10 protein-coding genes are annotated in these 13321 nt (G+C 44.9%); 6 read left to right on the forward strand and 4 right to left on the reverse strand.

Features of this window, described 5'->3' with window-relative positions; all coding sequences use genetic code 11:
* Positions 1–83 precede the first annotated feature (83 nt).
* Entirely contained in the window at positions 84–2990 is a 2907-nt protein-coding gene (locus KPL72_RS01065) for an FAD-binding and (Fe-S)-binding domain-containing protein (protein ID WP_219701311.1), read from the forward strand.
* A 306-nt stretch (positions 2991–3296) separates the two neighbouring features.
* On the opposite strand, the gene KPL72_RS01070 is transcribed toward KPL72_RS01065, so the two are convergent.
* Both KPL72_RS01070 and KPL72_RS01075 read right to left on the reverse strand, forming a co-directional pair.
* Positions 3297–4103, reverse strand: a complete 807-nt coding sequence (locus tag KPL72_RS01070) for a sulfite exporter TauE/SafE family protein (protein ID WP_219701314.1) — start codon at positions 4101–4103, stop codon at positions 3297–3299.
* Positions 4104–4186: 83 nt separating this feature from the next.
* Positions 4187–5077, reverse strand: coding sequence for a LysR family transcriptional regulator (locus tag KPL72_RS01075; RefSeq protein WP_219701317.1), 891 nt, complete (start codon positions 5075–5077; stop codon positions 4187–4189).
* Between the two features lie 151 nt (positions 5078–5228).
* Between KPL72_RS01075 and KPL72_RS01080 the strand changes: the two genes are divergently transcribed.
* Complete coding sequence (locus KPL72_RS01080; RefSeq protein ID WP_114410562.1) at positions 5229–5444, forward strand: DUF2798 domain-containing protein; 216 nt, start codon at positions 5229–5231, stop codon at positions 5442–5444.
* Between the two features lie 88 nt (positions 5445–5532).
* On the opposite strand, the gene KPL72_RS01085 is transcribed toward KPL72_RS01080, so the two are convergent.
* Together KPL72_RS01085 and KPL72_RS01090 are read right to left on the reverse strand one after the other, a co-directional pair.
* Positions 5533–6939, reverse strand: a complete 1407-nt coding sequence (locus tag KPL72_RS01085; RefSeq protein ID WP_072838679.1) for an alanine/glycine:cation symporter family protein — start codon at positions 6937–6939, stop codon at positions 5533–5535.
* A 331-nt stretch (positions 6940–7270) separates the two neighbouring features.
* Complete coding sequence (locus tag KPL72_RS01090) at positions 7271–7921, reverse strand: pyridoxamine 5'-phosphate oxidase family protein (protein WP_114410563.1); 651 nt, start codon at positions 7919–7921, stop codon at positions 7271–7273.
* Between the two features lie 105 nt (positions 7922–8026).
* On the opposite strand from KPL72_RS01090, the gene pdxR reads away from it, so the two are divergent.
* From pdxR to cyoB, 4 genes are all read left to right on the forward strand, one after another.
* Entirely contained in the window at positions 8027–9505 is a 1479-nt protein-coding gene (gene pdxR, locus KPL72_RS01095) for a MocR-like pyridoxine biosynthesis transcription factor PdxR (protein WP_219701320.1), read from the forward strand.
* A 250-nt stretch (positions 9506–9755) separates the two neighbouring features.
* A complete protein-coding gene (locus KPL72_RS01100; RefSeq protein WP_212917148.1) occupies positions 9756–10127 on the forward strand; it encodes a hypothetical protein in 372 nt (123 codons plus the stop codon).
* 160 nt (positions 10128–10287) lie between these two features.
* Positions 10288–11340 carry a ubiquinol oxidase subunit II gene (gene cyoA / locus KPL72_RS01105; RefSeq protein WP_219701322.1) on the forward strand — a complete coding sequence of 351 codons (1053 nt, stop codon included), beginning with the start codon at positions 10288–10290 and terminating at the stop codon, positions 11338–11340.
* Complete coding sequence (gene cyoB, locus KPL72_RS01110; RefSeq protein ID WP_219701327.1) at positions 11340–13319, forward strand: cytochrome o ubiquinol oxidase subunit I; 1980 nt, start codon at positions 11340–11342, stop codon at positions 13317–13319. The genes cyoA and cyoB overlap by 1 nt, the downstream gene beginning before the upstream one ends.
* The last annotated feature ends 2 nt before the right edge of the window (positions 13320–13321 follow it).

Raw genomic sequence — 13321 nt, forward strand, 5'->3', positions numbered from 1 at the left:
ATTGGTATGACCAATTTGTCTAGTCTAATTTTCAACACTCATACTCTCTAACAATAAAAAAGGCTACCGCCGTGGAATCTCTGATGAACACTGCCCCGACTTCTACCGACTCACTGGCATCCAAAGCGGCTCAATACCGCGATTTATACTTCGCCTTAAAAGACGCGAAAAATGGCGCGATTGATGAGACGCGATTGATCCGAGATCCACTTCGTACTTTGGCCTATGGTACAGATGCCAGCTTTTATCGCATGATTCCGCAATTGGTAGTGCGAGTCGACAATGAAGCGGAAGTGCAATTGGTGCTGAAAGAAGCCAGAAAACGCAATTTACCGGTGACCTTCCGCGCGGCGGGCACGAGTTTGTCTGGGCAGGCGGTAACGGATTCTATTTTGATGCAATTGTCCGATAACTGGAAAGGTCATCGACTGCATGACCATGGTCGTTCTATTTCCCTCCAGCCAGGCATTATTGGTGCATGCGCCAATCAGCTGCTAGCGCCCTTCCAGCGTAAAATCGGCCCAGATCCTGCGTCCATTAATGCTTGTATGATTGGCGGTATTGCGGCGAACAACGCCAGTGGTATGTGTTGCGGCACGGCACAGAACAGCTATCACACCATTCAAAGTGCCCGCTTGATTTTTGCCGATGGTTCCCTATTGGATACGGCTGATGGAGCAAGTCGTTTAGCCTTTAGAAATCGCAATGCTGACTTGCTCGATACGCTGGTTCGTTTGTCTAAAAGCGTGCAAGCCAATAGCGAATTAGCCGACAAAATTAGACACAAATATCGTTTAAAAAATACTACAGGATACAGTTTAAACAGTTTAACGGACTTTCAAGACCCCTTTGATATCTTGCTGCATCTGATGATCGGCTCTGAAGGGACTTTGGGCTTTATCAGCGAAGTGACCTACGAAACCGTGGTGGATCACCCCATTAAAGCCGCCGCGATGATCTTCTTTGAGGATATGGAAGTCACCTGTCGAGCGGTGACGGCGTTAAAAAGCTCACCGGTTTCTGCGGTGGAGTTGATTGATCGTGCTGGCTTGTGTGCGGTGGAAGGCAAACCGGGTATGCCGGACATTTTGTCTACTCTTGGCTCGCAAGCGGCGGGTTTATTGGTCGATGTACGGGCTGCCGATGCCGAAGAGTTAGAAGCGAATTTGGTCTTGGTGAAACAGGCGTTAAGCGGTCAAGCCACACTCAATCCAATCGAATTTACTCAAGACAAGGTTATTTACGACTCTTATTGGAAGATTCGCAAAGGCTTGTTCCCCGCTGTTGGCGCGGTTCGCTCTGTGGGTACGACAGTCATCATTGAAGACGTGGCCTTCCCCATTGAAAAACTTGCTGAAGGCGTTTTGGAGCTGCAAGGCGTGTTTCAAAAACACGGTTACAGTGAGGCAATTCTGTTCGGCCACGCTTTAGAAGGCAATTTGCATTTCGTGTTTACCCAAGGTTTTGATGATCCGAAGGAAGTGAAACGCTACGAACAATTGATGGACGAAGTGGCGCAATTAGTCGCGGTGAAATACAAGGGCTCGTTGAAAGCGGAACACGGCACAGGTCGCAACATGGCGCCTTATGTGGAATTGGAATGGGGCAAAGAAGCCTACGACATTATGTGGGAAATCAAACGCGCGTTTGACCCGCAAAGCTTGCTGAACCCAGATGTAATTTTGTCGCACAATGCCAATTTACATGTACAGAACCTCAAGCCTTTGCCGAAAGCCAATGACAAAGTTGATACCTGTATTGAATGTGGTTTCTGTGAATCGTCTTGTCCATCAAAATCTATTACGTTAACGCCTCGCCAACGCATAGTGATTTGGCGTGAGATTCAGCGACTGACTGCAATGGGTACAGATCCGAAACGTTTAGCGGAATTGAAAAAAGACTATGATTATCAAGGCGTTGATACCTGCGCTGGTTGTGGTTTGTGCTCGATGCAGTGTCCGGTTGGTATCAATACGGGTGATTTAACCCGCGAACTTCGCTACGATCGTCATCCAGATAGCAAAGTCGGTTATTGGATTGCTGATCATTTTAACGGCGTAACCAAAACCGCAAAATTCGGCCTCAACCTTGCCAGCGGCGCACGTCGTATTATTGGTGATTCAGGCATGACGACGGTTACTTCAATGATGAATAAGGTATCTAACGGCGCAGTGCCGAAGTGGCATAAACAAATGCCTAACGCCGCGTCGTCTTTGAAATCTATTCCTGTCATTCAATGTAATGATATTCAAAGTAATGAGATGCAAGTGGATGACAGGCAGAAAGAAGTCATTTACTTCCCTAGCTGCGCGACTCGCGTCATGGGGGCTGGGCCGAATGTAGAAGATAAACGCTCCGTCATGGAAGTGATGTTCTCTGTATTGCAAAAAGCAGGCTATAAAGTCACTGTACCTAATAATATCGATAGCCAATGCTGTGGCATGGCGTTCCAATCCAAAGGTCAGTTCGAAGCTGCCAACCAAAAATCTAACGATCTCAATAGTTTACTACTCGAAGCCAGTGATAACGGCAGAATACCTATCGTTTGCGATGTGAGTCCTTGTTTACTGCGAATGCAAGAAAGCCTTGATCCTTGCTTAGAGCTGCATGAACAAGTGGGCTTTGTCTCGACTCATGTGATGCCAAATCTAACGGTGAAAGATAAGCTCGGCAAAATCGCGCTGCATGTGACTTGTAGCACAACCCGTATGGGACTCGCCGACAGCTTCGTACAACTGGCCCATCAACTCGCCGATGAAGTCGTGATTCCGCCAGACATTACCTGCTGTGGCTTTGCTGGCGACAAAGGCTTCTCTACCCCCGAGCTCAACGCCAGCGCCTTGAAAACCCTCGCCAAAGCCGTAGAAGGCTGCGAAGTGGGCTACTCCAACAGCCGTACTTGCGAGATTGGCCTATCGGAACACAGCGGCATCGAGTATCAATCTATCGTTTACTTGGTTGATCAATTGTCTGAGTCCTCACCCGCCTAGTTAGCCGCTCAGCCGCACTTATCAAGAGGACGTTTTGCTTGCGTCACTGACGTCGTCAGCGCAAAACGTCCTCTTGAACGGCTTGAACGGCTTGAACGGCTTGAACGGCTTGAACGGCTTGAACGGCTTGAACGGCTTGAACGGCTTGAACATGCCATGTCGACACTATTGTTCATTTAGCGAATGTCACCAGATCAACATCTCTCGGATGTTTGCGCTTTAGCGCCGGAGCGAGAGTTGATCTGGTGACTGAGCTAACTGCGATTGATTGAGCTAACTATGTGTGACAAAGCAAAGCCAATAACCTTAAAGCATGAAGGTCGAGTACAAGCCAAATCCGCAGACGATGAGTAGTGCCCAGCCGACGAATTGAAAGAAGACGGGTGTTTCAGCTTTTTGAATGCGGTTGTGTAGTTTTTGTCCGAAGACGTGACCAATCAAGGCGCAAGGTAGTAACCAAAGTTGATGAATGAGTTGTAAATCGATGCCAGCGATGAGGAAGGACACCATTTTGATCATCACCAGAATAAACCAAAGTACGAATAAGGTATCGCGCAGTTGATGGCGCGGTACTTTGGTGGCGAAGACGGAGACGATAAGCGGTGCGCCGATTAAGGAAGTGCCACTGACGTAGCCGCCAAGCATAAGAAAGATGGTGTCGAGGAATTTGTTGTTGGTATAAAACGGCTTATTCAATATGTAAGACACGGCAAAAATGGCGACGATGACGAATATCACGCCAGTGACTATGTTGCCGGGTAAGGTTAATAAACCAAATACGCCGATCAGTTTCGGCACTATCATGATGCCAAGCGCTTTCTTTAAATAACCCCAGGCAATATTGCCCTGCGCTTCTTGTGGTGCTTCGCCCCGCTCTGTGGCGAGCTTAGCTTGTTGTTTTGTCGTTTTTGATCCTTGCCATGCAATCCAGCTAGAAAATACTAAAAGGTGAATGGAAATAATTGGCAAAAATAACAGCGGATCGTTTTCTACCAATAATAAGAATGGCAAAGCCAGTACTGCGCCGCCAAATCCTAAGCCACTGCGAACAAAGCCGCTCCATATAAAAATGGCGCCAATTAAGGCGTATTGCCACCAGAATAAGTTTTCCATGTTGATCCTTGTTTAGAGCTGGTCTGTCGTTATTCGAGCGTTAGTGTAACCAAATTTTCCCTTTTAGACTCTTGCTTTTGAGGTTAAGGGCTTGGGTGAAACCAAGTTTGTTGGTGAAGGAATTTAGTCAGTTCATCTTTTAATAGTTTGGCTCTGGCCGACAAGCTGCGTCGATAAGGCCAGACTAAAAAAATCTCTCTACTTTGACCGCGCCATTCAGGCAATACCCGAATAAGTTCACCAGTTTCAAGGGCGCCATGCACCATGCTCATGGGCATTAAGGCAATTCCAGCGCCCGCTTTCGCTAGGTTGAGTGTGATTGTCATGTCATTACTAATATGCCGGTGCTCTTTGTTTAACGGGCGCCGATCTTCTTGATTATTAATCAGTAACCAATCGGCAAACATGTTGGACGCAATGCTCGGCGCATGTTGTAAGTCTTCTATCGTTTTAGGCAGTGGGAATGCCATGTTAGGTGATGCGACTAGAATAGGCTCAATGTGACCTAGTTTCTTTTGAATCAATGATGAGCTGGGTTGATTCCCCGAGCGCAAGGCGATGTCGGCGCGGGTGTCTCTGATGTCTTGCAGTGTGTTGCTCAGTTCTATGTTTAGTTCGATGTCTGGATACAGTTGAACAAAATCTTGCCAAAATGCGTCTAGAGGTCCACTGCCCAAATTTACCGGAGCAAGTACTTTCAAATCACCTTTTAGACTGTTTAGGGTTTGGTCTAGGTTGGAAATTCGCTGATCTAACGCATCGATGAATTCCGCGCATTCGCGATAGTAGCTTTCTCCCACTGGTGTGAGTGTTAGTCCTTTTGTTGAACGATGTAGTAACTCACAGCCAAGTTTTTGCTCAAGGGCACTGATACGGCGAGATACCGTAGCGATAGTCATATCAAGATGTTGAGCGGCGGCAGTCAGACTATTTTTATTGGCAGCAGTAATAAAAATCTTTAGATCATCAAGCATTTTGCATTTTCGTAAATTTGTTTTTAAAAAATCAGTATATTTACAAATATTGTTGTTTGCTAGTATGTATTCAGAGTTTGAGTCGTTTACTTACTTTTCGTCTGGGGCACTCTATTTATAGAGAAGACGGTAAGTTCATTAGGAGAGAAACATGAAACACAGAATTATTTTTGCCGTATTAATGTCGTTTACCTTGTCGTTGTTGATGTCCGCATGGATTACGTATCTGAATATTGGGTTACATCCAAATTTCGTCTCTTTCTGGATGGGAGCTTGGGTATTGGCTTGGCCTGCTGCGGGTATTATTTCTTTTATCGCAGGGCCATTCTTACATGGTTTAGCGCATAAGATTGCCGCAAAAATTTAGCCTATTGTTACTAAACTGTATTAGAAATGAAAAACCCGCTGCGCAGCGGGTTTTGTGTTTTTAACATCACTAACGTTGTGTTCGTCGTTTATTTACTGGGTTTTTCATCCCAAACACTAAGGTCGATATCGTCACGAACTTCTGGGTAATCGTCTGAATTGAACACTGGCGTGTGGGTTTTTAATTGCGTGAAATAGTCTTTGGTTAATTTCACTACCAAACCAGATAACATCATGATCGCAATCAGGTTAATAGTTGCCATTAGACCCATCGCTGCATCAGCCGCATTGAATACCATCGCCACACTTTCATAAGCGCCCCAAGGGATCATGCCAAGCGCCAAGATGCGTAGAATGAAAATCCCTGGTTTATTCGCCCATTTTAGGTAAGTTAGCGCATTTTCTGCATAACTGTAGTTACCGATAATGGAAGTGAAAGCGAAGAAGAAAATCGCAATAGCAACAAAGTAATGACCTGCACTACCAATGTGAGTCGTTAGCGCCGTTTGTGTTAAGGCAATGCCTGTTTGACCGTTACCCAATGCACCAGATAATAGAATCATCAAGGCCGTTGCAGTACAAATCAGCAGTGTATCAATGAAAACACCTAATGATTGAACCATGCCTTGGGATGCTGGGTGATGAGGGTTTGGCGTAGCAACCGCTGCAATATTTGGCGCAGAACCCATACCCGCTTCGTTGGAAAACAAACCACGTTTTACACCGTTTAGCATGGCACCTAAAACGCCGCCTGCAGCTTGCTCGATACCAAATGCGCTCTTAAAGATTAACGCGAATGCCGCTGGTACGTCAGAGATATTGGCGAAGATCACATACAAAGCTAGCAATAGATATAAAACGGCCATGAATGGCACAACGATTTCAGCAAAACGTGCGATTTTCTTGATACCACCGAAGATAACAATTGCTGCTAGCAGCATGATCACGATGCCAGTCACACTGGTGTCGATACCAAACGCGCCTTCCATTGCGCCTGCAATCGAGTTGGCTTGCACCGCATTGAATACCAAACCAAACGCCAAGATAAGCGCAAGCGAAAATACCGCACCAGCCCAAGGTGCTTTTAAGCCTTTACTGATGTAAAACGCAGGGCCGCCACGCAATTGGCCATTTTGATCGCGCATTTTGTAGAGCTGAGCCAAGGTGCTTTCAGCGTAGGCGGTTGCCATACCGATAATTGCCACCACCCACATCCAAAAAATAGCCCCTGGGCCACCTAAATATAATGCGACAGCAACACCTGTCATGTTGCCTGTTCCTACTCGAGAAGCGAGGCTAGTACATAGTGCTTGGAAAGGAGAGATACCGCCACGATCCGATTGTGGGGCTTTAAGAACAGTTCGGATGAATTCTGGAAAACGACGGACCTGAATAAAACCTAGACGTAAAGTGAAATATACGCCTACGGCTAGTAGTCCATAGATGAGGATATACCCCCAGAAAATAGTATTTAAAAAGTCTATGATGGCTGCCATGTAGGGCACTCCCTTTATTCGATAGGATTATCGTTTTATTGTTCGTGGGTTGAATGTTAGGAATGCTTTTTTGGATAAAAAAGGCACCCTAAAAAACGCGCAGAAGCTTAAAAAAGTGTGCAAGGGTAGCGATTTTATGGAAAACCGCAAGAAAAAAACCACTTTCACGCACATAAAAAGTGCATAAAAGTGGTTTGGTTTTGTTAGTTTTTTGCTTTTGGAACGAGTTGTCTAAGTAGTTATGTCCTTGATTTAGCGATAAATAACTTTTTATTTTTTACTTAGCTGAAGTCCATTTTCGTGAGGTCAAAGAGTGCATGTAATAGGTGCACTATTGGGCGTTTGGTGTCGTAGGTTTTGGGTAATCTTTGTTCTGGATCGGATCTTGCTCAACTTCCCCCCACTGTCTTTCTAACGGCATAACGCCCGCCCACACTGGCCAGTCGTTATCGGCTGGATCATCGACAGGAGGCTCAGCTCGGAATTTGACCGAGGCTTCGTCTATTTTGATACGTACGACGCCAGTTGCTTTGATTTCTTGCTCGTTGACGGGACGTAACGTTTCCCAGCGACCTGGGCTGACTTTATCTAGGAAAAGTTTGAGTTGACGCACTTTTTCTTCTTTGTCTTCGACCAGCTCTGGTACGCCAAATAAGGTTACGGAACGATAATTTACTGAATGGTGAAATGCCGAGCGCGCCATTACCAAACCATCTAGCTGCGATATATTAATGCAGACCTTTTCAGCTGCATCAATGGGACTTTTGATGTTGCGCGCCTTAGAATGCCCATGCCAATACAAATAGTCGCCGTCACGCCAATGGCACGTTGGTGTAACGAAGACTTGGCCATCTTTAGTTTGTCCTACATGGCACATTAATGCTGCATCAATAATCTCTAGAGCTAGGTCTTTGTCGTAGGACGCGCGGTTCGGCCCTCTTTTTACTTTGCTTAATACTGTTTCTGCGAGTGACTGGCTCATGCATTCTTCCCTTGAGTCTTGTTGAGGTGTTGGCTATAACAAGACTTTAAGAAAATCTGGCTTTTATAAAAATAGCCAGAATCAATATAAAAAAGCAGGCCAGATGTGAAGCACACAATTACTAGTTTACGTTTCTCTTTAGAGGACGGTGAACCTTATTACCAACAATTGATTGATCAAATTCAACAAGGCATTGTGTCGGGTGAATTATCAGTTGGCGACAAATTACCCTCCTCACGTTTTTTGGCTGGCTCATTGGGTGTTTCTCGAAGTACCACGTCGCGGGCTTATGATCAGTTAATTGCCGAAGGTATTTTAACTAGCGAAGAAAAGCGTGGTGTTTTTGTTGCTGCTTTGCCTATGGTGAGCCATCGCTCGACGAAAAAACCTAGTTCGGACTTTCTATCTCACAATGAAACGCTTCCAAAGTGGGCGTTTGATGCCGGTGCTGATGCGTCTGCTTTTCCTACCAAGAAATGGGCGGCAAGTATGCGACGTAGTTGGCTTAATCCTGATTTGGCTGTGTTGGAGGGGGGATATGACGCAGGCTATCCCAATTTAAAAGTGGCAATAGTCGACTATTTATATCGTGTTCGTGGTCTTGAATGCTCAGCCGAACAAATTATTGTTACGGCTGGCAGTCGGGATTCGCTGCTTTTATTGCAGCATGCAATCACTTCCATAGGTGATTCCGAATATTCGCCAATGAAATGGTGGTTAGAAGAACCTACTTATCCGCCAATTCGTGAAGTAATTCCTTCTTATGCCAAAGCTGGTGGACTTTGCGTTGACGAGGACGGACCTTGTTTACCAAATAGTGAACATGCTTCAAATGTGGCGATTATAACACCTAACCGACAATACCCGCTTGGTGTTAGCATTAGTGCAGCGCGACGACAACAATGGCTGCAAGCGTTGCAGAATGATTCACCAAGCTGGTGGTTGGTGGAAGACGATTACGACAACGAGTTTGTTTATCAGGGGCGAAGCAATGTGCCTTTTATGCAAACGGCGAGCGTGCACGATCAAACCCGGGACCGAGTTTTCTTTGTAGGGAGTTTTTCTAAGGTATTGTTTCGTGGTTTACGGCTTGGCTTTATCGTCGCGCCGATGAAGCATATTGCGACATTACAAAAAAGTCAGCGAGTGTTGGGGTCATCTGCATCCTTGCCAATACAGCCTGTCGTGGCAGATTTTATGCTTCAAGGTCATTTTGATCGTCATGTGAATCGAATGCGTCGGCATTATCGGCTCAAGCGAGACTTTTTATTGGCGTTATTAGAGCAGCATTTGGCTCCTTGGTTTGACTGGAAAAAGCCTCGTGGTGGAATGCATGTATTGATAGCATTAAAACCAGATTGCCTTTTTACTATGGAAGTGAATGTCGCTCTAGATCAACAGATTGCTCAAGAGCTTATTGATAGCGATGGAGTATGCCTTTCTCCCTTGTCCGCGCATTATGCAAATAACCTGGGCGAGAAAAGCCAATTTGGCTTTTTATTAGGTTTTAGTGGGCCTAGTGAAGAAACAATGGTGCATATTATTGTCGCATTGAAGCATTGGTTTGTGAAAAAACTGGAGTAAAGTAAGATTTACATACTGTAAGGAAATCGTCTTATAAGGGCGTTACTCTTGGGGTGAAGGGTAAATATTAGGGATTTCCTTACACTTAGAATGTGAATTTTTATAAAAAGACAGTGAAGCAAAGAGGAACAAAGGCTAAACTACGCTTTGTGTGGTTGCTTAAATTTTGCTATATTTCGCCCACGTAAATTTGTATGAAGCGAGTAAAAACGGTATTTTCACTTTTGTTTTTATGAATCGGATGAATAAATTGAACAATTTTCAAGACATTTTGCGTCATTGCATGCATTCTATATCCAGCGTCTTGGCGGAAACCTTACGCGTTGCTGTTGCTGTGTCTTGCTTGTTTGTTAGTTTTTTTGTACTTATTACCATTCTTTCCTCTGTTGATAGCCTAAGTGTTATCAGTATCGACCCTATTATTAAAGCGGGGCTACTTCTTAGCGTCGTTTTTACCACCCTATTATTGGTTAGTTATTGGTCCGTTATGACCAATATCAACCCTGCTCGCCAGAAACTGGCCTTCTCTTTGTTTCATGTGTTTGCTCCTAATGAGCAAGCTAGTCGTGCTGAGGCGCGATGCATGATGAGTTGTGGAGCTCCCTTTTTCAGATTTAGGTGATCCAAAAGAATCATTACTGCGTTAATGTCATTAATGCAGTAATGATTTTTACACTGTTTTTACAGTGCGGTGATCTTTACTGAAATACCCGGCATTTGCCGGATTTTCGTTCTGTTGCTTGATGTTCAAGTGGCAGTTTTGTGAACCTCGGGGTTAGAGGATGATTCTCTTGTTAACTCGTATCCTAAGTAAAGTCGCTTTGGCGCTAATGGTGGGCTTGCTCGCCGGTTGTCAGGGTGGTGTGCTCGATCCTAAAGGGCAAGTTGGTATTGAAGAGAAGCAACTAATTATTGTTGCTACTTTGTTGATGCTGGTTGTTGTAATTCCTGTCATCTTCATGACACTGTATTTCGCTTGGAAATACCGTGAAGGTCGTGACGAGATTTACGAGCCAAAATGGTCACACTCCACAAAAATAGAAACAGTTGTTTGGGCTATCCCAGTCATTATCGTCATTATTCTTGGCGTGATTACTTGGAAATCAACTCACGCACTGGATCCTTACAAGCCTTTGAAATCCGATAAAGATCATATCAATGTTCAGGTCGTTTCGATGAACTGGAAATGGTTGTTTATTTATCCGGATCTTGGCATCGCATCTGTGAACGAATTGAGATTTCCTGAAAACGTTCCTGTTGCTTTCCAAATTTCATCTGAAGGCACGATGAACTCGTTCTTCATTCCTCAATTGGGTAGCCAAATTTACTCAATGGCAGGCATGGTGACTAAGCTTCACTTGATCGCGAATGAACCTGGTACATTTGATGGTTACTCTGCGAACTACAGTGGACCTGGCTTTACCAATATGAAGTTCAAAGCGATCGCTACAGAAACGCAAGCCGATTTTGATGCTTGGGTTGCAGGTGTGAAAGCGGAGTCTATTGCTGGATCAACCAACAATGGCATATTGGATCAAGCTTCATACGACAAGCTTGCTGAATATGATTTGCATGCTCCTGTGCATGAAGCAACGCCTGTTCAGTATTACGGTTCTATTAAGCCTGGAATCTTTAATGATAACGTTATGAAATTCATGAAAGACCACGGCAAAGTTGAGCTGCTTAAAGGCACAACATTTGATTCGAATATGATCCAAGGCAATTCAAACCATGGTGAAATGAATCATGGCGAGATGAATCACGGCGAAATGGAAATGAACCATGAGTCGTCTGAGAACTCATCTCACGAGATGCACATGGAGGCAGATAAATAATGTCTATTCTAGGTAAATTATCTTTAGATGCGATTCCATTTCATGAGCCAATTCTGATTGTAACATTTAGTGTTATTGCAATCGGCGCATTGGCTCTTGCTTTCTTGCTTATCAAGTACAACTTGCTTGGTATTCTTTGGAGAGATTGGCTAACATCGATAGACCATAAACGTCTTGGTGTAATGTACATCGTACTTGCACTTATCATGCTGCTCCGTGGTTTCTCGGACGCCATCATGATGCGTCTGCAATTAGCGTTAGCGACAAATGGTGATCCAGGTTATCTACCACCTCATCACTATGACCAAGTCTTCACGGCTCACGGCGTTATCATGATCATCTTTATGGCGATGCCATTCATGATTGGTCTGATGAACATCGTTGTTCCTTTACAGATTGGTGCTCGTGACGTTGCGTTCCCGTTCCTAAACAACCTTAGCTTCTGGCTAACGGCTGGTGGTGCGATTCTAATCAACATCTCCCTATTCGTAGGTGAATTTGCTAAGACTGGTTGGGTGGCTTATCCTCCATTGGCAGGCTTGGAGTTCAGTCCGGATGTTGGGGTTGATTACTACATCTGGGCGCTGCAGATATCCGGGATAGGTACGACTTTAACTGCTGTTAACTTCTTGGCAACAGTGTTTAAAATGCGTGCTCCTGGCATGAAATTGATGGATATGCCGATCTTCACTTGGACCTGTACTTGGGCCAACATCTTGATCGCTGCATCATTCCCAATTTTGACTGCTGTACTAGCAATGTTGACACTTGACCGTTACTTAGACTTCCACTTCTTCACGAATGATGGCGGCGGTAACTCAATGATGTATATCAACTTGTTCTGGGCGTGGGGTCACCCTGAGGTGTACATCCTTGTGCTTCCAGCATTTGGTATCTTCTCTGAAGTTGTGTCTACCTTTACTGGTAAGCGCTTGTTCGGCTACAAATCTATGGTTTGGGCGACAGCATCGATTTCCATTCTTGGTTTCATCGTATGGCTTCACCATTTCTTTACTATGGGTTCAAGCGCGAACGTTAATGCCTTCTTTGGTGTGATGACAATGATCATCGCGGTACCGACGGGTGTGAAACTGTTTAACTGGTTGTTCACTATGTACCGTGGTCGCCTTCGTGTGACTGTGCCGGTTCTTTGGACACTTGGTTTCATGGTGACTTTCACTATCGGCGGTATGACTGGTGTACTACTTGCAGTACCTGGTGCTGACTATGTATTGCATAACAGCTTGTTCTTGATTGCTCACTTCCATAACACCATCATTGGTGGTGCGGTATTTGGCTATCTAGCTGGTTTTGTTTTCTGGTTCCCGAAAGTGATGGGCTTCCACCTTAACGTTAAGTTGGGTAAAGCGGCATTCTGGTGTTGGTTAGTTGGTTTCTTCATGGCCTTTATGCCTTTGTACGTTCTAGGCTTCTTGGGCATGACTCGTCGTCTAAACCACACTGATAATCCTGATTGGAACATTTGGTTGTATATCGCTTTGGTGGGTGCATTCATCATCATGGCCGGTATTATCTGCCAGTTGCTACAGCTATATGTCAGCTTCCGTGACCGTAAACAAAATTTGGACACTACTGGTGATCCATGGAATGGTCATACGCTTGAGTGGTCTACGGCTTCTCCTCCGCAGTATTACAACTTTGCAAACATCCCAACTGTTTCTGATATCGATGCGTTTACCGATATGAAAGAGAAAGGTGAAGCTTACGTTCGTCATGAGAAATATGAAGCGATTCATATGCCTAAGAACACAGCTTCCGGTATGTTGATCTCTGGTTGTATCACGTTGATGGGCTTTGCATTGATCTGGCACATTTGGTGGTTAGCTGCTCTTGGTTTGTTCGGCGGGTTCGTATTCCTTGTACTTCGCGCTTACACCAAAGATGTTGATTACTATGTTCAGCCTGATGAAGTAGCTCGCATAGAAAATGCGCATCTTGATAACGTGGCTAAGGGGTAATC

This window comes from Marinomonas lutimaris (assembly GCF_019426345.1).
Taxonomy (GTDB): domain Bacteria; phylum Pseudomonadota; class Gammaproteobacteria; order Pseudomonadales; family Marinomonadaceae; genus Marinomonas; species Marinomonas lutimaris.